This window comes from Azoarcus sp. DD4 (assembly GCF_006496635.1).
In the GTDB taxonomy this organism is placed as follows: domain Bacteria; phylum Pseudomonadota; class Gammaproteobacteria; order Burkholderiales; family Rhodocyclaceae; genus Azoarcus.
In genome coordinates this window covers 4,332,747-4,353,033 of the sequence record NZ_CP022958.1, presented here as the reverse complement: position 1 = coordinate 4,353,033, position 20,287 = coordinate 4,332,747, and the positions used below count along the sequence as shown (strand labels likewise).

Genomic DNA, 20,287 nt, shown 5'->3' with positions numbered 1-20,287 from the left:
CAATTGCGGCGGCAGCCCTCCAATGAAACTCATACCAGCAACTCGCTGACCGCCGGGTGACCCAGGAAGGCTTGCGGGCTGGCGCTGGCGCCATAGGCACCGGATTGGAAGACGACGACGAGATCGCCCGGTTCGGCTGCCGGCAGCGGCATGCGGTCGGCGAGCAGATCGAGCGGGGTGCATAGCGGGCCGACCACCGAGCAGGGCTCGCCAGGCGCGTCTGCCATGCGGTTACCGATAGCGACGGGGTAGTTCTTGCGGATGACCTGGCCGAAGTTGCCCGAGGCGGAGAGGTGGTGATGCAGACCGCCATCGGTGACGAGGTAGGTGTGGCCGCGTGAAACCTTCTTGTCGATCACGCGGCAGACATAGATGCCGGCCTCGCCGACGAGGTAGCGGCCGAGTTCGATGACGATCTCGGCGCCCGGCAGCCTTTCGGCTGCTTCGGCGACGATGGCCGCAAGGTTGTCGCCGATGGGGGCAAGGTCCAGGCGCTGTTCGCCGGGAAAGTAGGGAATGCCGAAACCGCCGCCGAGGTTCAGGAATTTGACTGGTCCCGGGGCGTAGCCGGCGAGGCGCAGGGCGAGTTCGAAGCTCTTGCGCTGCGCTTCCACGATGGCCTCTGCTTTGAGGTTCTGCGATCCGGCAAAAAGGTGGAAGCCTTCAAAGGCCAGGCCGGCACGGCCGATGTCGGCGAGCAGGTCGGGTACCGCTTCCGCATCGACGCCGAACTGCTTGGGACCGCCTCCCATCTTCATGCCCGAACTCTTGAGTTCGAAATCCGGATTGACCCGGACTGCAACCCTCGCCGGGACGCCCAGCGCTTGGGATACGCGGGCGAGGATGTCGACTTCGCGGAAGGATTCGATGTTGATCAGGATGCCTGCCGCAACCGCCTGACGGAGTTCTTCGTCGGTCTTGCCCGGGCCGGCAAAGCTGGTCTCCAGCGGATCGACGCCGGCGTCGAGGGCGATCTTGAGTTCGCCGGCGGAGGCTACGTCGATGCCGTCGACCAGGCCCACCATGTGGGCAACCAGCGCGGGCATCGGATTGGCCTTCATGGCGTAGTGCAGCTTTACCCCGGGCGGAAGCGCTGCGCGCAGGCTGGCGACGCGAGCGGCAAGCGCCTTGCGCTCGTAAGCGTAGAACGGCGTGCGGCCAGCGCGCACGGCAAGCCGGCTGAGCGGTATGCCACCGATGATCAGTTCGCCGTTTTCTATCGGAAACTGCTCCAGCGGGGCGTGGGTGGGACTGGCAGCGGTCGGGCGGGGAGCGGTCATGCGGATATCTCTGGGTTCTTGCCTGTACAGGGCTGCGGTGAGGTCAGAAGTCGGGGAGTTGGGCGCCGGTGTGCTGGCGCATCCAGAACTCCATCATCATCATGATCCACACCATCTCGCCGTAGTAGCCGGGGTGGGCGGGAAGGTGGGTGTCGAGCAGTTCGTCGATGAAGTGCGGGCGGACGATGCCGCGCGTCTTGAAACTGCCGAGCGCATCGGCGGCGAGTGCCTTGAGGCCGGCGTGCTGGCATGCCCAGACGCCGAAGGGCAGCCCGAAGCCGTGCTTCTTCTTGGCGATGATCTCGTCGGGCAGGAAACCACGCAGGGCTTCCTTGAAGAACCAGCGCAGGCTCAGCCCCTTGAGTTTCCATTCCGGCGGCAGATCGAGTGAAAACGCCAGCAGTTCGTCCGACAGCAAGGGAAAGCCGACATCCACGCCGGCCAGGCGCGTAGTGCCGATCACCTTGGGCAGGTCGTTGTCCGCCAGGGTGTATTTCCAGTCGAAGGCGAGCATGCGGTTGATCTGCGTTTCGGCTTCGGCGGCATGCCAGGTGCCGCGTTGGAGGCTTATGGGCCGGGTACTGTCGATGCCGGCAAGGAAGTCCGGCGTGAACACGTTCTGCAGGCCCAGCCGCTGCAGCATGTTGTACATCTGGATGCGGTCGGGCATCGGGACGCGGGCCTGCTCCACATAGCTCACGCCCTTGCGCAGCAGCGGGATGCGGTCCATTCCGGGCAGGGACAGGACGGGTTCGAGCAAACCCTTGCGCAGCAGGCCGGGCACGTTGAGGTAATGGCCGAAGATCCGTTGTTTGGCATAGCGCGTGTTGCCACCGAAGAGTTCGTCGCCACCATCGCCGGCAAGCATCTTGTCGACGCCGTCCTGGCGTGCGCGGCTGGCGCAGATCCAGGCCGGCACGGCCGAGGAGTTGCCGAAGGGCTGGTCGTAGGCGGTGGCGACGTGCGGAATGCCTTCCAGCAAGTCGTCGGGGGTGACGTAGTACTCGTGGTGTTCGGTGCCGTAATGCCTGGCGGCGATACGGGCATAGGCCATTTCGTCATAGCCGTTGGCGTCGAAGCCGATCGAATAGGTGCGCGCGGGCTGGCCGAGAACCTTGCACAGCATGCCCGATACGGTGGAGCTGTCGGTGCCGCCGGAGAGGAAGGCGCCGACAGAATGGCCGGCGGATTCGCGTTCGACCGCTGCACGAACGAGTTCGCGGAAGGCCTGCTTGCTGTCTTCGAGATCGGCGGCGCGGTGTTCGCCGAAGCGCGCCCGCCAGTAGGGGCGACATTCGGTCTTGCCCTGTCGCCAGTGCAGCACATGCCCTGCTTCGAGCCGGTGGATGCCGTCGTAGATGGTGGCCGGTGCAGGGATGACGTGGAAGTAGAGGTATTCGTAGATGGCCTGCGCGGAAATGCGCTTGTCGACCAGCGGCACCGAATCGGCACGGTCGGCGAAACACAGGAGGCCGTCTTGCTCGGCGTGGCAGATCGGCCAGGTGCCGAAGCGATCGCTGGCCATCCAGGCTTCGCGTCGTGCTTCGTCGAGGACGACTACGGCAAAGCGCCCCTTGACTGCTGCGGGAGCGTCGAGGCCGTGACGCCGGAAGGCTTCCAGCCATGCGACGGCGCTGCCCTGCTCGCGTGCGATCGCCGCCAGCGCGGGATCATCGAAGCGGGGCTCGCCCTGGGCGAGGCAGCGCATGTCGCCGTTGTGAACAAGACTGACGTCCGAGGTGTGGGCCAGAAAGCCGCCGGGAAAGACCTGGAAATCCAGGCCCTGCCGCGGCGCGCCGGGAGAGGCCTCCACTTGGTCCGTCGTGGCGGACGCGGCGAATGCACCGAGAAACTGTGCGGCCAATGCGCTCTCCATGGTCTGTGCCCCGGGGGCGTGGTTGCAGCGGGTTCGTGCGTTCATGCTCGTTCAGGCGCTAGGGCGTTTCAAGCCGGAAATCTACGCCGTGCCGTCGTGCGGCGCGGGTGTCGGTCGGGAGCGATGCTGGCGCTGCGTTCATCTTGTGGTGGCGGATGCCGTGTTGCGGCACCATGGATCGTCGGTGGGCAGCTGCCACAGCCGGGCCGGCTGAGGTGCGGCGAGCCGGGCGAAGGGGGTAGCCAGCCGATGGCCGATAGCCGGTATCGCGCTGAAGCCACGTGCCAGTCCGTCTGCCAACTCGGCAGAAAAGCCCAGGCCGCGAGGGGCGAGCGGGCCGAGTTCATGCCAGCAGGAGGGGATGTGCGCAAGCCTGTGGTCGTCGTTGGCGTGGCCGATGGTTTCGCGGTCTTCGACGACGATCAGGCGGCCGCCGGGGGCGGGCATGGGGAGTGGCTTGTCGGTATCGTCGGGCAACTGACGAACCCGCAAACCCAGGCCAGGCTCTCGCCGGGTCATGTCTTCGAAGTAGGCCAGTTGCGCATTGTTGCTGGCGCCGAGCAGCTGGTCGGCCGGGTGGGTACGTGCAAATTCGACAGCGGCGCGGCTGTTGGAAACGAATACCTGGTAGCTCTGCTGTTCCAGCATGGCAAGGGGAAGGGACAGGGCCAGCATGCCTGCCCAAAGCAGCTGACGGAGCCGGGGGGCGGCGAGCGACAGGCCGTAGGCCGCAAGTATTGCCAGGGGCGCAACGAACAGGACGAGGTAGTTCGACTGCTTCATCGCCAGCCGCAGCGGTGAAAGCGAGACGGGGAAGAAGGAGAGCAGCGAGATCAGCGAGATTGTCCAGAAGGCAGCCTGCCGCAGGCCGTTACGCTCGGCGGGCTCCTTGTTGCGTCGTATGCCCAGCACCAGGCCGAGCGCCGCAAGTGGCGCCAGCAGGGCAGTGTGGCGGACATCCGCGAACAGGTAGCGGAAGTAGTAGAACGCGCCGTCTTCCCCCACGCTGCCGCCAATGAAGCTGCGCTGGATCTGGCCGAGTACGGTGCGGAACAGGTGCAGCGGGTCACCGTTGAGGATCTGCATCAGCAGAAAGTGGCCGAACAGCATCACCAGGCCGCCGGCAATCACCCACAGCCAGCGGGTGCGGAGTTCTCGCACCACCAGCGGCCACGGCAGGAAGGCAAACAGCGCAAGGGACAACAGCTCTTTGGTCCAGAACACCATGCCCATGGCCAGTCCGGCAAGAAAGGCCAGCTTTCGGCTCTTGCGGTCTTCGGACTCGAAAAAAAGGACGAAGGACAGGGTCAGGAAGGCGCTCGCGACGGCGTCGGCGTGAAGACGGGTGGCCGCGGCGACATGGAGGGGAGCCAGCGCAACCATGAGCGTGGCCATCAAGGCGGTTCCGTCGTCGAAGCGAGACCGGCAGAACCACCATACAGCAGCGAGCTCGATCACCGAGCAGGTCAGCGGCCACAGGTTGGCGGAGAACTCGCTGATCCCGAACAACCAAACCATGACTCCCGCTGGGATGTTGAATCCATACCGAAGGGCACCGTTGTAGTTGGCCGGACTCCAGGTTCCGGTCGCGACATCCAGCGCTCTGGCGACGTATAGCACCTCGTCCGAGCCCAGCGGTCCGTTGAACAGGACGATGCGCCAGACAGTCGCGGCGAGCAGCAATAGAACCAGATAGACCCACGACCGCGCCGCGATGGGCGGGTTGAGGCTGCGCATGGCAAGTGTGGTCATAACACTCTCTCGACGAAATACCGGGGGCGCTGCTTGGTTTCGAGGTAGATCTTGGCGATGTATTCGCCGAGGATGCCGATGGACAGCAGTTGCACGCCGCCGAGGAAATAGGTCGGCACCACGGTCGAGGCCCAGCCGGGGACGGTGGAGTCGAGGACCAGGTGACCATAGAAGATCCACGCGACCATTGCCAGGCTGAGGCCGCAGGTCGCCAGCCCCAGCATCGAAATCAACCGCAGAGGCACGACGCTGAACGAGGTGATGCCGTCGATGGCGAGCGCAAGCATCTTGCGCAGGGGGTACTTGGATTCGCCGGCAAAGCGCTCGTGCCGCACGTAGCGGACGGTGGTGGTGCGAAAGCCGATCTGCGGGATGATGCCGCGCAGGAAGAGGTTGACCTCGCCGTACTCGCGCAGGCACTCGACGGCACGGCGCGTCATCAGGCGGTAGTCGGCGTGGTCGTAGACCAGATCGACGCCCATCCGCGACATCACGCGATAGAAGCCCTGGGCCGTCAGGCGTTTGAAGGCGGTATCGGTGTCACGCTGGTCGCGGACGCCGAAGACGATCTCGTGCCCTTCGCGCCAGGCCGCCAGCATCTGGATCACGGCTGTCGGGTCGTCCTGCAGGTCGGCGTCCAGTGACACCAGCAGATCGCCTTCAGCCGTGAGCAGACCGGCGAGGAGGGCGCGTTGATGTCCGCAGTTGCGCGACAGCTTGATACCGCCGAAGCGTTTGTCCTCGGTGCTGAACTGCTCGATCAAGCGCCAGGTTGCGTCACGGCTGCCGTCATCGACGAAATAGACGCGGCTGTCCGCCGCGATGTGCTCGTCAGCGACGAGCCTGTCGAGCAGGGCTGCCAGATGCCTGCGGGTTTCCGGCAGGACGGCTTCTTCGTTGTAGCACGGGATGACGACCCCTAGGCGCGGCGGCATGTCGAGTCCTCAGTCGCAGTGACGGGCGGGTGGCGTGGGTGAGAAGACGAAATGGCGCTGCAGCAGGAAGGACAGCGCGGTGATCGGCACCAGCGCCAGCGCACCGCCGAGATAGGCGTTGATGCCCATGCCCGCGAACGCGCCTATCAGCGCAATGTTGGCGAAGTAGAGCAGTGCCCAGACTGCGACGAAGCGCGGAAAACGGCCGATGCCGTTGTTGCCGAAGACGAATCGCCCCTGGGTGGTGAACGACAGGAGGATGCCGAAGATCAGGGCGCCGAGACTGGCAACACTGAAATGAAGGCCGAGGGCGAGCAGAAGTACGTAGGCGCCGTACGAGGCGCCGGTGTTGAGTGAACCGACGACCAGGAAACGCAGGAGCTGAGGAAGGCGGGGGGGCGACATCATTGCGCGCTGCTCACGATGTTTCCCGCTTGCCAGTCAGGGTCAGCGCGTAGATGACCCGGCGGGCGACGCCGTTGGCCCTGGCCCTGGCCCGGCCGATGAAACGGTCCTTGCCGTTGGCGAGTACCTGCGGCTGCTGTGCGATGCGGTCGATGAAGCGCTCGAATTCTTCCGCCTGCTTGCGTCCTATGGCGACGCTCCACGACTGGTGGGAGACGCGGAAGGATGCCAGGGCAGCCTTGTCGCACCAGGCGTCGCCCTGCGCCAGTAGCCTGCTCCAGTAATCGAGGTCGAGCACGTAGGGAATGGATGCGTCGAATGCGCCCGCCTTGACCGCAGCCGACCGGCGGAACAGGACTGCGCCCGGTTCGCCGATCAGGTTGGTCCCGCCTCTTACGCAACCGCGCAGGACGTCTCGTGCCGAAACCTGTCCGGTGGGCCAGGGCGGACGCTTGATGAAAAGCTGGCGGTTGCGGCTGTCGATAATGCGGCGGGCGCCGAAGGCCAGGACTGCGTCAGGGTGCCGTTCGAGCGCATCGACCTGGCGTTCGAGGCAGTCTGGCGACAGCAGGTCGTCGTGCGGAAGTACCTTGATGTAGCGGCCACGCGCGACGTCCAGACAGCGGTTCCAGTTGCCCTGCGCGCCGAGATTGCGCTCGTTGCAAAGATAGCGGACGCGCTTGTCATTCAGATGTTGAGAGACACGTTCCGTCGTGTCGTCGGGCGAGGCGTCGTCGATGACGACCAACTCGAAGTCCGGCCACGTTTGTTGTAGCACCGATTCGATGGCCTGGCTGAGAAAAGCGCCACCGCACCAGGTCGGGATGCAGACGGACACCAGCGGCGCTTGGTCGGATGCGCTCAAAGTTGCGTCTCCAGCCAAGCGGGCTCGTGTGCCCCGACCTGTCGAGGGGATGTCATGTCGTTTCGCTCGCCAGCGCCTTGCGGTCGATTTTTCCGTTCGGGTTGCGCGGTAGCGGGCCTTCGCGCACGTCGAAGCGGCTCGGGACCATGTAGGCTGGCATGCGTGCCCGGCACTCGGCCAGCAGCGCCACGGTGTCGAGCGTGCCGCCGGGCGGCGGGGTGACGACAACGACGATGGCCTGTCCGAGGGTTTCGTGCGGAACCCCGAACGCAGCGCATTCGCCGACCAGCTTGGTTGCGTAGAGAATTTCCTCGACTTCGGTCGGGCTGACGCGGTAGCCGGAGGTCTTCATCATTTCGTCGCGCCGGCCGATGAAGTAGAGAAAACCCTCCTCGTCGCGGCGCACGGTGTCGCCCGAGAACACCGCGATTTCCGGCAGCATCAGGCCGGCCTGGCGGCCGGGAGCCTGGGCAGGAAGCGGCTTGAAGCGCTCGGCGGTCTTGTCGGCATCGTTCCAGTAGCCCATCGCTACCAGGGCGCCACGCTGTACCAGTTCGCCGGGTTCGTTAGGCGCACATTCGCTGCCGTCCTCGCGCAGCACCAGCACGTCGGCATTGGGAATGGCCTTGCCGATGGAGTCGGGGCGCCGGTCGGCTTCCTGCGGTGGCAGATAGGTGGCGCGGAAGGCCTCGGTCAGGCCGTACATCAGGAAAGGCCGGGTCTGCGGCAGCATCGTGCGCAGACGGGTGAGTGTTTCCAGCGGCATGCGGCCACCGGTGTTGGCGATGTAGCGCAGGTGCTTGCCTACGCTTTCCGGCCACTGAAGTTGCGACAGCTGGATCCACAGCGGCGGCACGGCGGTCAGGCCGGTGACGCGCTCCTTCTCGACGGCCTTGAGCACGTCGCGCGGCATCAGGTAGTTCAGCAGCACGACACGCGCACCGGCGTGGAATGCGGTGCTGAGCTGGGAAAATCCGGCGTCGAACGACAGGGGAAGCGCTGCGAGCAGGGTGTCGCCCGGTCCGTTCTCAAGGTACTGCGCCACGCTCTTGCCACCCGTCACCATGTTCCGGTGGGAGAGTACGACGCCCTTGGGGCGCCCCGTGCTGCCCGAGGTGTAGAGAATCGCCGCCATGTCGGTGTCGATGATGCGGTGGCCGGCCACTGGCGGCGTATCGAGCAATTGTCCCCAGCGGTGTACAGAGGCGCCCGGCAGTTCGGGCAACTCGGGGGGATCATTGGTGAGGACGACGTGGCGCAAGTCGTGACACTGGGCCAGTGTGTCGCGCAGCGCATTGAAGCGCTCGGGGGAGGTGACGAGCACGCGAACGTTGCAGTCTTGCAGGATGTAGCCGACCTGTTCGGCCTTGAGGACGGGGTTTACCGGGACGAACACACCGCCTGCGGCGCTGCTGCCGAAGAAGGAAATGACCGTCTCGAAGCGCTTGTCTAGGTAGATGCCGACGCGCTCACCGCGATCCAGGCCCAGTGCGTGCATACCGGCCGCGAAGCGCGTGATGTCCCCGGCCAGTGCTGCGTAGCTTCGTGACTCGCCGGTGAAGCTGAGTGCGTCGGCGCCTGGGGTGCGTTCCGCGCTGGCGAGGATGAGCTGGTGCAGGAGGTGGGTTGCGTTCATGGACGGCGCTCTTCATCAGATCTGGATATGCCAAGTGCAGAGTCTAGCGGAACAGTTCCTTCTTTTTCGAGACATTGTCGGCGTTTGGCCAAACATCGTGGTTGCGGTCGCCAGGCGGGTGCAGTTGCAGTACTGGCCGGCAACGCTTCGACCATGACACATGCAGGAAGGGCCGGGTGTTGGCCACAGCCAACTGCAGCGGGCCCAGGCAGATGAAGGTCGCACTGGCAAGCTTGCGTATGCCGAGCCGGCCATGGGTTTGCATGGACACCGGGTTGAACGCGGAGATACGCGAGAAGCTCCAGCGTACGCCGTCCGCGGCGAGGTGGCGGTTCGCCGCGTCCCACAGGCGCATGAAGGTTCGACCGATGCGAAAGTCGGGTTCGACGTATACGTCGTAGTCCCAGGCGCTTTCCTGGGGTACGGCCAGTTCGTAGCGGCAGCGCACCTCGTCTTCGTCGTAGGCGCCGCGTGCCAGCCACAGGTATCCGGCAAAGCGATCTCCGGCGCGCGCTGCAAGGCAGAGGTCGCCGTTGCCGAAGCGGTTGGCGATGACCTCCGGCGGGCGCGGGAAGGTCGCGACCATGGGGTCGTCGGGCTGGATGGGCGCTACCGGGTTGCGTGCGCTCTCGCGGACCAGGGTGCCGCTGCCTGCCGGGGGAATCGGCTGGGCGACAAAGTAATAGCGGATGATGCGCGCGCGGCCCCGGCTCAGGGCTTCGAGGCTGCGCGTGGCCAGGTAAAGGAGGGCGTTCGTCCCACCCAGTTCGGCGAAATTCCGTGTTATGCGCTGGAGAGGCATCGGCTCAGGTCGTCGCTGCGAATGTATTACCCGGTTATCGATCCTGTGGTCCGGGCTCGAGTGACGCAAATTGCATCACGAGCGGGCACGTGCGGCGCCCATATAATACCAACCGGCCCCTGACGCCGTCGTAGAATCCGTCACGTGTCTTTCCCGAGTGGAACCCGGAGTCCCCAATTGGATATCAAGAAGGAAGTCCTCGCGATCATCGACGAGGTTTTGAGCCTGGGCGGTCGAGCCGCCGCGTTTGAACTGGATTCGCCCCTGCTCGGCGCCGTGCCGGAGCTGGATTCGATGGCCGTCGTCGGATTGCTGAACATGCTGGAAGAGCGTTTCGGTTTCATTGTCGAGGATGACGAGATCGATGGTTCGACCTTTGCCACCGTCGGCACCCTGGTCGATTTCGTCGAAGGCAAGCTGGGCTGAAAGCCCGTGGACGTCAGGCGCGAGGTCTTCTTCATCGATGGCCGTGCGGGGCAGCGCTTCTGCGTGCTCACGCGCCCGGTCGGGATGCCCCGTGGCGGCGTCCTGTTCGTCCATCCGTTCGCGGAAGAGCTGAACAAGTCGCGCCGCATGGTTTCGCTGGCGGCGCAGGCGTTTGCGGCAAGTGGCTGGATGGTGCTGCAGATCGATCTCCATGGTTGCGGTGACAGCGCCGGCGACTTTGGCGACGCGTGCTGGCAGGGATGGGTGGATGATGTTGCCCTGGGCTGGAGCTGGCTGCGTGCGCATTGCGAGGGCCCGCGTGTGCTGTGGAGCCTGCGTGCTGGCAGCCTGCTGGCTGCGGACTGGCTGCACGGCCCGGCGCTGGAGCAGCCGGCCCTGCTGATGTGGCAGCCGGTGTCGGACGGACGCCAGCACCTTACCCAGTTCCTGCGCTTGAAGGCGGCAGGCGAGATGCTGGCCGATGCCGACGCGAGGCAGGCGATGAGCCTGTTGCGCGAGAGCCTGCAGCGTGGCGATGGCGTCGAGGTTGCCGGCTACGGCCTTTCTGCGGCGCTGGCGGCTGGGCTGGATGCGGCGAGCCTGAGGCTGCCGCCGGGTTATACCGCACCGGTTGCATTGTTCGAGGTCGACAGTCGTCCACAGCCGGAACTCTCGCCGGCGCTTGCCCGCTTGACCGAACGATTGACCAAGGCGGGTAATCTGGTTCGATCCGAGGCGGTGAGCGGTGCGGCCTTCTGGCAGACACAGGAGATCGAGACCGCGCCGACCATGATCGAAGCCTCGTTGCGCATGCTGGAGCGGGTGGCGGCATGAGTGCGGTGCCGGCGGTCGATACCGCAAGCGCTGGCCGTGTGCCTGATGAGCGTGTCACCGACGCGGGGGGGGACGCGGAGCGCCAGCTGCGAGTCAGGGAGTCCGCTTTCCTGTTCGAATGTGCCGGCGAGTCCTTGCCGGCCGTGCTGGCTGCGCCAGTGGAGGGTTCGGCGGCGACGGGCGTTCTGGTCGTCGTCGGCGGCCCGCAGTATCGGGTGGGCAGCCATCGCCAGTTCGTGCAGTTGTCGCGCAGGCTCGCCGAAAGCGGCGTTCCGTGCATGCGCTTCGATTACCGTGGCATGGGAGATGCTACTGGCCTCATGCGCGATTTCGAAGCGGTCAGCGAAGATCTTCGCGCGGCGGTCGATGCTTTCTTCTCCAGTCAGCCGCAGCTGGAGCGCGTGGTGCTGTGGGGCTTGTGCGACGGCGCCAGCGCAGCCTGCCTGTATGCCCCCACCGACGCCCGCGTTGCCGGTCTGGTCCTGCTGAACCCCTGGGTGCGGACGCCCGAGGGCGCGGCGCGCACCCAGCTTCGCCATTACTATTTCAAGCGGATCCTGGAGCCTTCCTTCTGGCGCAAGCTGTTTGGTGGCGGGGTGGCGTTGGGGCGCTCGCTTGGCGGGTTGGTCGGTGCCGTGAGGGCTGCTCGCGTGCGCTCGCACGATCCGGCGCCGGCTGCTCATGCGATTCAGGATCTGCCGACCCGGATGGCCAGTGCGTTGGCTGCGAGCGCGGCGGAGTATGCCTTCTTTCTGAGTGAGCGGGATTACGTTGCACGGGAGTTCGAGGGGGGCGTCGCGAAGTCGTCGCGGTGGTGCTGCCTGCTTGAAGGACCACGGTTCCTGGGTATCAGGCGCTTCGAGGCCGACCATACGTTCTCGACAAAGAGGGCAAAAGAGGACGTCGCCGTTGCCACTTTGGCAATGGTGATGGAAATCGCAAGGCGCGGAGGGAGGATGGAGAAATGAGCGTGCGCAGGTGGAGGCTGCTGGGAGCCCTGCTGGCTTCCGGATGGCTGCAGTTGGGGATCAGTGCTCATGCCCAGGAGGTGCCCGGTTGCGGTTCGCTCAAGAGTGGGTATGGGCCGTTCGACTATCGCACGGGCAAGGCGAGTCTCCGCATCGTCGAGCAATACCATTTCCCGCCTTCGGTGGAACAGCTGAGAAAGGGGATCAGCGGCACCATCGGTGGCGATCTGGCGTACACGCTGCACGCGTCCCCGAATCATCATCGGGCCTTGATGTCGATGGTCAATCTCGGCGTGCGTGACCGGACTGCACATGCGCCGGGGGCCGCACATTCGGTCGAGTGCTATCTGATCCGTGCCGAAACCTACACGCCCGACGACGGGATGGTGAAGCTCATCTATGGGCTCTATTTCCTGAAGCATGGCCAACCGCAGCAAGCCTTGGCCAAGCTCGAGGAAGCCAGCGCGCTGGACGGGAACGACGCCAATATCCACTACAACCTCGGCCTGGCCTATTTCGATCTCAAGCAGTACGACAAATCGCTTGCCGGTGCGCATCGCGCCTATGCACTCGGTTTCCCGCTTCCTGGCTTGCGCGACAAGCTCAAGCGTGCCGGCAAGTGGCGCGAACCGCCGCCGCCCGCACCGGAGACGATATCCCCGGAGCCGGCCGCGTCCGGCGTGGAATCGGCCCCGCCAGCCGCAACCGGGCAGGTTGGCGAGTCGGCGCAGTAATCCATGCACGCAGGTGCGGAGCGAGGCCGGCGCCCGCACGCGCTGGCCGACGTGACGGTGCCGGTTGCGACTGGCGTGACGACAAGGCTTGCCTGGCTGATCCTGGCGCTGCTCGCGTGCGGTGCGCTCGTGGTGTTTGCCGGAACTCATCCGCTGGGCAGCCTGCGCGGCGCTGTCATCGTCGCGATCTGCCTGCTGGCGGTGGCCTGGCACCGTGACGCCTGGCTGGTCGCGGTGCCGGCCCTGGCGCCGGTCGTGGACCTTGCCGGCTGGACCGGCGCGATCCATCTGACCGAAAGCGATGCCCTGGTGCTGAGCGCTTTGGCCGTCGGGGGGGTGCGAGAGGCCTTTCAGCCGACTTCCTCGCCGCCAAGCCGCATGTGGCGATTCGGTGTGCTGCAGTGGGGGCTGGTCGGCTTGTTGTTGTCGAGCTTCATGCTGTCGACGGCCTGGTGGCCACTACTCGCTGTGTGGAACGACCCGAGCCTGCTGGCGGGCTATTCGACTCCGCTCAACGGTGTGCGGCTGGCCAAGGGTTTTATCTGGCCTGTCTTGCTGTTGCCCTTGCTGATCGTGGCGATGCGCGCGCGGCAGGCGCAGGCGGTCGGATTCTGGACGGCAGGCGTGCTGCTCGGCCTGCTGCTGGTGTCGCTGGGGGCGCTGTGGGAGCGCATGGTGTTTACCGGGCTGACCGATTTTGCCAGCGACTACCGGACGACCTCGTTGTTCTGGGAAATGAACGTCGGCGGCGCCACGCTGGATGGCTGGCTGGCGCTGACGGTGCCGTTCGCGGTGTGGATGGTGCTGCGCGAGCAGCGGGCCGCACGCCTGGTACCGTTGATGGCCTTGTTGGCGCTTGTCGGCTACGTGGCCTTCACGAGCTTTTCCCGCGGCTTGTACCTGGGTGTGGCGCTCGGTGTTGCGCTCACCGGCGTGTTGATGGTTCGCAGCGCAGCGCAGCGCGGTTCGGTTCGCCTCGCGCCGGGCGTCGTGCTGGCTTGGGGAGGCTTTGCGCTGGTCCTCGGATGGTCCTTCGTCGGCGTGTTCCAGAGCGGTGGCTACCGCGGGCTTGCGGCCATGCTGGGGCTGGCTGCCGGCGTGTTCGCGGTCGCTCCGCTGGTTGCAGTGTCGTCGGGCCGGCAACTGGCTCAGGCGGCTCTGCTCGGTTTGATCGGCGGCGGACTCAGTGTCGTGGCGATGTGGGGAATACCGAAAGGGGTCTATCTGGCCTATGCGTTGAGCGGGGCGAGCCTGTCATGCCTGCTTCTGCTGAGGCCGCCGGCGCGCTGGTTGCGCGTGGCGCAGGTCTGCGCCCTGGCCTGCGTGGTGTGGATGGCGATCGCCGCGGTGCTGATGTCGGAGTTCTGGTCCGAAGGACGGGGGCTGCTGGCGGGCTCGATTGCCGCGTTGTGGGTGCTGGCGCCGCTGGGGGTGGTCCACCGCTGGCCGACCGTCTGTTGGCGCCCGAATGCTGCCGCTTGGGTACGGGTCGCGCTGGCCTTGGGGAGCCTGGCGGCGGTCGTCGTGACCTTCAACACCTACTACGCGAGCAAGCGCTTTGAGACCGTGGCTGAGGATTTCGCCGGCCGGTTGCAGCATTGGTCGCTGGCAGCGGCGTTGCCGCAAGGGGATCAGGCCTTCTGGCTGGGAATAGGGGTGGGGCAGTTTGCCGAGCGCTTCTTCTGGCAGGTTCCGAACGGCATGTATCCCGGCAGCCACCGGATAGAGCGGGAAGATACGGGCAATCTGTACCTGCGGTTGGGCGGGCCGCGCCACGTGCTGGGGTTCGGCGAACTGTACCGTGTGTCGCAGCGCGTGCGGTCCGATCTCGAAGCCCCCTTCGTGCTCGCCCTGCGGGTCAGGGCGCCGGAGGGTGAGGTGATCCTGCATACCGAGATCTGTCGCAAGCATCTGCTCTACACGACCGAATGCACCGGTAGCGAGCAGCGGGTGATGGCGGGCGATACCTGGCGCCGGGTGCAGGTCGCCGTCGGCAAGGAGGGCCTGGGCTGGGGGGGCGGATGGCTACCGCGCCTGACGGTCTTCTCGGTGGCAAGCGGTAGTCAGGGGCGCCGGATCGAAGTCGATGACCTCAGCCTGATCGATGCGCAGGGCAGGGAGCTCATCGGCAATGGCGACTTTTCGGCCGCCAGTGATTTCTGGTTCTTCAGCAGCGACCGCCATCACCTGCCCTGGCATGCGAAGAATCTTTGGCTTCATTACTTCGTCGAACAGGGCGTGCTCGGTCTGCTCGCGTTCAGCGTGTTGTCGCTGGCGGCCTTTTTCCGGGTGACGGTCGGACGGGCGGCGCGGCATGCGCTGGCGCCGCCGCTGGCAGGTGGCATGGCGGCGTTCTTCGCGGTAGGGGCGTTCGATAGCCTGGTCGATGCTCCGCGGCTCGCCCTGCTCGCGTTCCTCATGTGCTTTCTCGCACTGGGGCTGCGCGCTCCGTCCGATGCGGCGAGATCCCGCTAGGGCGGGGTCGCAACGTGTTCCGATATCGTCGCTTGGTTGGCCGGTACGCGCTGGAACGCGCCTGGCGCCCATGATGCCGGTGGGGCGAGGGCCCTTGAGCTGGCCGGAGCGGTGAATTCGGCCGTTGGTATCAGCGCCGGAGTCGCCGGCGGCATGACTTTGCCGCGCAGCGGCGATGACGGCGGAAGGGTGAAGTCGGCGCCCCTTCCCGCGAAGTAGCCGGCAGGCAGCTTCTGGTTGCCGGCGTGATCGCCGGGGTGGATCTGGTCGAAGAAGCCTTCTCCGACGATCAGATTGTTGAGTGTCACGATACTGAGAGGGCTGGTCAGCCGCTCGGGCCAGGCGCGCAGGAAGTGGGCCGCTTGCGGTTTTTCGTTGATCAGCGTGTTGTGCGACATGCGCAGCCGGTTCTCCTGCCAGCCGGGCCCCTCGGCGCCGAACGCGATCAGGGCGAGGTTCTCGCTTCCCGGACTCTGACCGATGACATTGCCCACCAGCAGGGCGTCGCCGCCGTCCGGGAGGTCGATCTCATACGAGGCTCTGCCGGCCGGACCATCCACGATGAAGTTGTAGCGCAGTACGCTGGTACGCGCGCGCGACTTGATCAGGTGGCCGAAGTGACCGCCCTCGAAACGGCTGCCCTCCACATGGACGGTGTCGATGCGGCCGACGTAGAGCAGGTGCGGCAGCGGGGCGGATTGCGCGGGGGCGTTGGCGAACACGCTGTCGCGCACGGCCAGCCTTGCGTCGGCGACGTTGCCCGTCAACACGCCCATCTGGTTGTCTTCGAAAGTGCAGCCCTGGATTTCGAGCGCGCCGCTCTCTAGGCGTATTGCCGCGCCGTTGCCGTCGGCGGCACGGGCCCCGCGAAAGGCGAGGTTGCCGACCTTGATGCGGCCATTGCGAAACACCCAGATGGCCTTACCTTCGGCAATCTTCCCGTCGGCGATCAAAGTGGGCTGCGGAGAGAGACCGCGGATTTCCAGCGCGTGCTGTTCCCAGACCGCGACATCGCCGCGGTAGGTGCCGGGCTTGATGAGGACGAGGTCGCCGTCCCGGGCGATGCGGGCCGCGTCGGCGATGCGCGTGATTGCCTCGCCCTCGCCGACCATGATGACCGCGGCCGTCGACACCGGCGCCGACAGGCTCGCCACAAGGCCGCAAATCAGGAGGCGCATGGGGCCAGCGCGCCGGCGCGGTGTCGGGAAGGAGGCGCCTACTTGCTCTTGATCATCGTGCCGACACCATGATCGGTGAGGATCTCCAGCAGCAGGCAATGTTCGACGCGGCCGTCGATGATGTGCACCGACTTCACGCCATTGCGCGCGGCGTCGAGCGCCGAGCCGATCTTGGGCAGCATGCCGCCGGAGAGCGTGCCGTCGGCGACGAGATCGTCGATCTGGCGCGGGGTCAGGCCGGTGAGCAGGTTGCCGGCCTTGTCCAGCACGCCCGGGGTGTTGGTCAGCAGCACCAGCTTTTCCGCCTTGAGGATCTCAGCGAGCTTGCCGGCGACGACGTCCGCATTGATGTTGTAGGTCTCGCCGTTTTCGCCGACTCCGATCGGGGCAATCACCGGGATGAAGTCGCCCTGGTCGAGGAAGGAGATGAGGCTGGGGTCGATGCTGGTGATCTCGCCCACCTGGCCGACGTCGATGACATCGCCCGGCGCGTCCAGCTTCTGCATCAGCAGCTTCTTGGCGCGGATGAAGCTCGCGTCCTTGCCGGTGAGGCCGACGGCCTTGCCGCCGTGCTGGTTGATGAGGCTGACGATCTCCTTGTTTACCTGGCCACCGAGCACCATTTCGACGACCTCCATGGTCTCGGCGTCGGTGACGCGCATGCCCTGGATGAACTCGCCCTTCTTGCCGACGCGGGTGAGCAGATTCTCGATCTGCGGGCCGCCGCCGTGCACCACCACAGGGTTGAGGCCGACGAGCTTGAGCAGCACCACGTCGCGCGCGAAACAATCCTTGAGGTGGGGGTCGGTCATGGCGTTGCCGCCATACTTGATGACGATGGTCTTGTCGAAGAAGCGCTTGATGTAGGGCAGGGCTTCGGCAAGGATCTCGGCCTTGCGGGCGGGGGTGACGGCGTCGGTGCGGCTTTCAGCGGACATCGGGTTTCTCCGGAAACAGTCTGCCGATTGTAGTGGCCGAGGGGGCAAACAAAAAGCGGAAGACCGTGCGGTCTTCCGCCTGCCGTGTCGATCTGCGGATGGTGATCAGGCGATCGTCAGCCGCTTCGCCTGCGCTTCGGCCTTCTTCGGCAGCGTCAGTTCCAGCACGCCATCGTTGAACTTGGCGGTGGCACGTGCTTCATCGATGTCCTGGCCGAGTTGGAAGCTGCGCGACACCTTGCCGAAGTAGCGCTCGGTGCGAAGCACGCGCTCACCTTCCTTGGTTTCGCTCTCCTGCTTGCGTTCGGCGCTGATCGACACCACGGGACCATCGATGTGGACGTGGATGTCTTCCTTCTTCATCCCCGGCAGCTCGGCATGCACCGCATAGCCTTCCGGGTCTTCCTTTACGTCGACCCGCATCTGCGGGACTTCGCCGGCGTTGCTGCCGGAACCGAATTCGACCGGCCGCACGAAGAAACCGCGGAAGAAGTCGTCCAGGGGGTCACGACGGATCAGATTGCTCATTTGTCATCTCCTCGTTGTGCGCTATCGGGCTTGTCGCCTCACCCCGAATATAGGACCGGGTTGGGGCATTTCAAGAGCCGGAAGGGCTGTCCGCGTACGATGGGAAACGAGAACGACTACAGGCCGGTGCCGTCGCCGGGTGCTGCCAGATCCAGGAAGGCCCAGAAGGGCACCTTCTGTTCCGCCCACGCTTGGCTTGCCTCGCGCAGGATGTCGAGTGCGATGCCGAAGTCGTCGGCTTGCCGGTTGCGCAGGTCGGCGGCATGCCTCAGCAGCAGGACGTAGCCGGGTGCCGGCACCCAGGAAAGATCGCCGAGGCAGTCGGCGAGCGCATCCCAGTTGTGACCGAACCACTGGGGAAAGCTCAGCGCATCGGCCATGCGCTGGAGCAGCGCGGCCTTGTCCGCGCAGGCGCCGAGGTCGATGCTGCGGGCACAGTAGCCGAGCTGCGTGGCTGCGGCGAGCAGGCGGTCGGCGCTGCCGATGGGGAGCGGGCGCACGCCGGCGCGGGTGGTGTCGGCGAGGAGGGCGGGCAGCGTACTGGAGGAAGGGGTGTTCATGGACGAGGCTGGATCAGGCGGAAGCTGCGATAGTGGTCGTCGGTGTAGTAGTAGCTCGTCGGCGGATTGCCGCCGGTGACGATGCGTCTCGCACCGCGGTCGCGCTCGCCGGGTGTCGGCACGGTGTATTCGCGGTAGTAGCCGCGCGGTTTGTCGGGCAGCAGGCGCTCGCGGTTCTGGAACACGGTGCCGTCCTTGCGGTAGGGGAAAGGGCCGCCGCGGTCGATGAGTTGCAGGGTTGTAATGGCTTCGGCCGGCAGCGCAGCCGGATCGACACCGGATTTGCTGTCGGAAAAGCAGCCGCCGAGCAGGATGGTGAGCGCGAACGCAGCGAGCAGGCGGAACAGGGTGTTGCGCAGCATCGTGGGTGAGTTCCAGCGGGGATTACGGTACTGGCGTCCGCCGGGCAGGCGATGTGGTGGCAGGGCGCACGCCGTAGTGCTGGATCAGCGTGTGCATGAACTCGCCGATGGCGGCGAGCTTGGGGTAGCCGGGCGAAAGCTTGCGGGCGCGCTCGATGAGGTTGCGCGCCTGGCTGGCGAAGCGGTCGTTCCAGCCGCGATGCTCGATATGGCGCAGCAGTGCGAGCGCTGCGTTGAAGAGTACGTGCGGGTTGCCCGGCATCTTGCGGGCGGCGTTCATCATCTCGGTGACTGCGCCATCGTAATCACCGGCACGGGCCTTGTCGGCGCCGGTGGCGATCAGGGATTTGACCTCGGCCTGGATGCGCTGCTCTATCTGTTGCGACAATTGGGCCAGCCCGCGCGATTCAAGCATCGCACGGGTCGATTCGATGGTCTGATCGTCGCCGGCGTGACGCAGGATGTCCATGGCCACTTCGCTGGCGGCCGTGCCGAGGTTGTTGTCCACGCAGGCCTTGACCAGTTCCTGCTTGAGCGCAACGGACAACTGCGAGGCGCCGCCGCTGCTGCGGGCTGCAATGAGGAGCGCTTCCTGGGCGCGCGGGACGTCGCCCTGGCGGGCGCACAGCAGGGCGGTGGACAGTGCCTTGCACAAGATCGCCTTGGGCTGATGCCCCATGCTCTTGTCGAGGTCGGTGATGGTGCTCGCTGCCTCGTCGAGCTTGCCCTGGGTCAGTTGCGCCTGGACGAGACGAACATGGTCTTCCGGATCGCGGAAGTCCGAATACTTGCCTTTACGGACGACCTCGGCCATGACCGTTTCGGCCGTGCTGGCGTCGCCCAGTTCGAGCGAAACCTCGCCGAGATGGCGCAGGCGGGCGAGGCGATGAGGTGAACGCGCGGTGGCGGCCTGGAGCGATACGCGGGCGAGTTCGAGCTGACCGGCTTCCTCATGCAGACGGGCGAGGAGGTCGTAGGCGTCGATGTAGTTCTCGTTCTCGGCGATCAGGGCGTCGAGCAGTTCTTCGGCCTCGGCATGCTGCTTCTTCTGCAGGAGCATGCGGGCGAGCCCCAGTCGCGCCCACGGGATCGCCCGCGACTCGAGTATCTGCCGGTACAACGCCTCGGCCTGGTCGGCGTGGCCCAGCATGGCGTGGAGTTCGGCCTCAAGCCGCAACAGGTCGATGATGTACTGCGGATGGGTGTTCTCGGTCTGCTCGCAATAGGCGATGGCCTCGACGATGTCGCCCATTTCCAGCAGTCGCCATGCAGGGAGAAAGGCCTCGCGTTTTTCCACCGCCCGGAGGAGGCGCACGCGCAGGGTTTCGGATGTCAGCGGCTTGAGGATGTAGTCGTTCGGCGCGAGCTCGGCCGCGCTGATCACCCTGTCGTAGTTCCGTTCGCCGGTGATCATGATGAAGAGCGTCGCGAGCGGGATGATTTCGTGGCCGCGCAGGTCTTCGAGCAGATGCTGGCCGTCCTGGCCCTCGCCCAGGTGGTATTCGCAGAGGATGAGGTCGTAGCGCCTTTCGCGCAGCCGGCGGACCGCCATGCCGGCCGAAACCGCAAAGTTGACATCGTCCATGCCGATGGAAGACAGCATGGTGCGCAATTGAGTGCGCATGGTCGGTTGGCTTTCGACGACCAGTACGCTGAGACGATCGAGTGATGCCATGGTCGATATGCCTTGTCGGCCGCGGCTTGCGGCTCCGGAGAAGCTTACGGCAAGCAGC

The 20,287-nt window shown here is 65.6% G+C and carries 19 protein-coding genes; 5 read left to right on the top strand and 14 right to left on the bottom strand.

Annotated features, from left to right (window positions below; all coding sequences use genetic code 11):
• Positions 1-29: 29 nt before the first annotated feature.
• The 8 genes from CJ010_RS20070 to CJ010_RS20035 all read right to left on the bottom strand — a co-directional run bounded on the left by CJ010_RS20070 (position 30) and on the right by CJ010_RS20035 (position 9,551).
• Positions 30-1,280, bottom strand: coding sequence for a pyridoxal-dependent decarboxylase, exosortase A system-associated (locus tag CJ010_RS20070; RefSeq protein ID WP_141019693.1), 1,251 nt, complete (start codon positions 1,278-1,280; stop codon positions 30-32).
• Between the two features lie 43 nt (positions 1,281-1,323).
• Complete coding sequence (locus CJ010_RS20065) at positions 1,324-3,201, bottom strand: asparagine synthetase B (protein WP_371415673.1); 1,878 nt, start codon at positions 3,199-3,201, stop codon at positions 1,324-1,326.
• 93 nt (positions 3,202-3,294) lie between these two features.
• Complete coding sequence (locus CJ010_RS20060; protein WP_141019692.1) at positions 3,295-4,908, bottom strand: glycosyltransferase family 39 protein; 1,614 nt, start codon at positions 4,906-4,908, stop codon at positions 3,295-3,297.
• The gene (locus tag CJ010_RS20055) at positions 4,905-5,843 is read right to left on the bottom strand and encodes a glycosyltransferase family 2 protein (protein ID WP_141019691.1); all 939 of its coding nucleotides are present in this window, start codon (positions 5,841-5,843) and stop codon (positions 4,905-4,907) included. The genes CJ010_RS20060 and CJ010_RS20055 overlap by 4 nt, the downstream gene beginning before the upstream one ends.
• A 9-nt stretch (positions 5,844-5,852) precedes the next feature.
• On the bottom strand, positions 5,853-6,251 hold the full coding sequence (locus tag CJ010_RS20050; protein WP_141019690.1) for a GtrA family protein: 399 nt from the start codon (positions 6,249-6,251) through the stop codon (positions 5,853-5,855).
• Positions 6,252-6,261: 10 nt separating this feature from the next.
• On the bottom strand, positions 6,262-7,113 hold the full coding sequence (locus tag CJ010_RS20045) for a glycosyltransferase family 2 protein (RefSeq protein ID WP_168224992.1): 852 nt from the start codon (positions 7,111-7,113) through the stop codon (positions 6,262-6,264).
• Positions 7,114-7,165: 52 nt separating this feature from the next.
• A complete protein-coding gene (locus CJ010_RS20040; RefSeq protein ID WP_141019688.1) occupies positions 7,166-8,749 on the bottom strand; it encodes an acyl-CoA ligase (AMP-forming), exosortase A system-associated in 1,584 nt (527 codons plus the stop codon).
• A 43-nt stretch (positions 8,750-8,792) separates the two neighbouring features.
• A complete protein-coding gene (locus CJ010_RS20035; protein ID WP_205754827.1) occupies positions 8,793-9,551 on the bottom strand; it encodes a GNAT family N-acetyltransferase in 759 nt (252 codons plus the stop codon).
• 177 nt (positions 9,552-9,728) lie between these two features.
• Here CJ010_RS20035 and CJ010_RS20030 point away from each other — a divergent pair, with 177 nt between their 5' ends.
• From CJ010_RS20030 to CJ010_RS20010, 5 genes are read left to right on the top strand one after another with little or no spacing between them, the layout of a single operon-like run.
• Positions 9,729-9,977, top strand: coding sequence for an acyl carrier protein (locus tag CJ010_RS20030; RefSeq protein ID WP_141019687.1), 249 nt, complete (start codon positions 9,729-9,731; stop codon positions 9,975-9,977).
• A 6-nt stretch (positions 9,978-9,983) separates the two neighbouring features.
• Positions 9,984-10,811 carry a hydrolase 2, exosortase A system-associated gene (locus CJ010_RS20025; RefSeq protein WP_141019686.1) on the top strand — a complete coding sequence of 276 codons (828 nt, stop codon included), beginning with the start codon at positions 9,984-9,986 and terminating at the stop codon, positions 10,809-10,811.
• Positions 10,808-11,779: a hydrolase 1, exosortase A system-associated gene (locus CJ010_RS20020; RefSeq protein WP_141019685.1), complete on the top strand. Its 972-nt coding sequence runs from the start codon at positions 10,808-10,810 to the stop codon at positions 11,777-11,779. Before CJ010_RS20025 ends, CJ010_RS20020 begins: the two co-directional genes overlap by 4 nt.
• Positions 11,776-12,513, top strand: a complete 738-nt coding sequence (locus CJ010_RS20015) for a tetratricopeptide repeat protein (RefSeq protein ID WP_141019684.1) — start codon at positions 11,776-11,778, stop codon at positions 12,511-12,513. Before CJ010_RS20020 ends, CJ010_RS20015 begins: the two co-directional genes overlap by 4 nt.
• A gap of 3 nt (positions 12,514-12,516) precedes the next feature.
• Positions 12,517-14,988, top strand: coding sequence for a hypothetical protein (locus tag CJ010_RS20010; protein ID WP_141019683.1), 2,472 nt, complete (start codon positions 12,517-12,519; stop codon positions 14,986-14,988).
• On the opposite strand, the gene CJ010_RS20005 is transcribed toward CJ010_RS20010, so the two are convergent.
• The 6 genes from CJ010_RS20005 to CJ010_RS19980 form a co-directional block, all read right to left on the bottom strand.
• Positions 14,985-16,100 (bottom strand): hypothetical protein, encoded by a 1,116-nt coding sequence (locus CJ010_RS20005; RefSeq protein ID WP_240794423.1) that lies wholly within the window; start codon positions 16,098-16,100, stop codon positions 14,985-14,987. The genes CJ010_RS20010 and CJ010_RS20005 overlap by 4 nt on opposite strands.
• Before the next feature lie 104 nt (positions 16,101-16,204).
• Positions 16,205-17,104: an acetylglutamate kinase gene (gene argB / locus CJ010_RS20000; protein WP_141019681.1), complete on the bottom strand. Its 900-nt coding sequence runs from the start codon at positions 17,102-17,104 to the stop codon at positions 16,205-16,207.
• A 105-nt stretch (positions 17,105-17,209) separates the two neighbouring features.
• Positions 17,210-17,632, bottom strand: a complete 423-nt coding sequence (locus tag CJ010_RS19995; RefSeq protein ID WP_141019680.1) for an Hsp20/alpha crystallin family protein — start codon at positions 17,630-17,632, stop codon at positions 17,210-17,212.
• Between the two features lie 116 nt (positions 17,633-17,748).
• Entirely contained in the window at positions 17,749-18,192 is a 444-nt protein-coding gene (locus CJ010_RS19990; protein ID WP_141019679.1) for a barstar family protein, read from the bottom strand.
• The gene (locus CJ010_RS19985) at positions 18,189-18,554 is read right to left on the bottom strand and encodes a ribonuclease domain-containing protein (protein WP_141019678.1); all 366 of its coding nucleotides are present in this window, start codon (positions 18,552-18,554) and stop codon (positions 18,189-18,191) included. The genes CJ010_RS19990 and CJ010_RS19985 overlap by 4 nt, the downstream gene beginning before the upstream one ends.
• 22 nt (positions 18,555-18,576) lie before the next feature.
• Positions 18,577-20,229, bottom strand: coding sequence for a tetratricopeptide repeat-containing response regulator (locus CJ010_RS19980; protein WP_141019677.1), 1,653 nt, complete (start codon positions 20,227-20,229; stop codon positions 18,577-18,579).
• Positions 20,230-20,287 lie beyond the last annotated feature (58 nt).

What these genes read in the sequence shown, in the direction of transcription:
- CJ010_RS20070 (WP_141019693.1), bottom strand. Translation starts at nt 1,280, where the DNA reads ATGACCGCTCCCCGCCCGACCGCTGCCAGTCCCACCCACGCCCCGCTG.
- CJ010_RS20065 (WP_371415673.1), bottom strand. Translation starts at nt 3,201, where the DNA reads ATGAACGCACGAACCCGCTGCAACCACGCCCCCGGGGCACAGACCATG.
- CJ010_RS20060 (WP_141019692.1), bottom strand. Translation starts at nt 4,908, where the DNA reads ATGACCACACTTGCCATGCGCAGCCTCAACCCGCCCATCGCGGCGCGG.
- CJ010_RS20055 (WP_141019691.1), bottom strand. Translation starts at nt 5,843, where the DNA reads ATGCCGCCGCGCCTAGGGGTCGTCATCCCGTGCTACAACGAAGAAGCC.
- CJ010_RS20050 (WP_141019690.1), bottom strand. Translation starts at nt 6,251, where the DNA reads ATGATGTCGCCCCCCCGCCTTCCTCAGCTCCTGCGTTTCCTGGTCGTC.
- CJ010_RS20040 (WP_141019688.1), bottom strand. Translation starts at nt 8,749, where the DNA reads ATGAACGCAACCCACCTCCTGCACCAGCTCATCCTCGCCAGCGCGGAA.
- CJ010_RS20035 (WP_205754827.1), bottom strand. Translation starts at nt 9,551, where the DNA reads ATGCCTCTCCAGCGCATAACACGGAATTTCGCCGAACTGGGTGGGACG.
- CJ010_RS20020 (WP_141019685.1), top strand. Translation starts at nt 10,808, where the DNA reads ATGAGTGCGGTGCCGGCGGTCGATACCGCAAGCGCTGGCCGTGTGCCT.
- CJ010_RS20015 (WP_141019684.1), top strand. Translation starts at nt 11,776, where the DNA reads ATGAGCGTGCGCAGGTGGAGGCTGCTGGGAGCCCTGCTGGCTTCCGGA.
- CJ010_RS20010 (WP_141019683.1), top strand. Translation starts at nt 12,517, where the DNA reads ATGCACGCAGGTGCGGAGCGAGGCCGGCGCCCGCACGCGCTGGCCGAC.
- CJ010_RS20005 (WP_240794423.1), bottom strand. Translation starts at nt 16,100, where the DNA reads ATGGTCGGCGAGGGCGAGGCAATCACGCGCATCGCCGACGCGGCCCGC.
- argB (WP_141019681.1), bottom strand. Translation starts at nt 17,104, where the DNA reads ATGTCCGCTGAAAGCCGCACCGACGCCGTCACCCCCGCCCGCAAGGCC.
- CJ010_RS19995 (WP_141019680.1), bottom strand. Translation starts at nt 17,632, where the DNA reads ATGAGCAATCTGATCCGTCGTGACCCCCTGGACGACTTCTTCCGCGGT.
- CJ010_RS19990 (WP_141019679.1), bottom strand. Translation starts at nt 18,192, where the DNA reads ATGAACACCCCTTCCTCCAGTACGCTGCCCGCCCTCCTCGCCGACACC.
- CJ010_RS19985 (WP_141019678.1), bottom strand. Translation starts at nt 18,554, where the DNA reads ATGCTGCGCAACACCCTGTTCCGCCTGCTCGCTGCGTTCGCGCTCACC.
- CJ010_RS19980 (WP_141019677.1), bottom strand. Translation starts at nt 20,229, where the DNA reads ATGGCATCACTCGATCGTCTCAGCGTACTGGTCGTCGAAAGCCAACCG.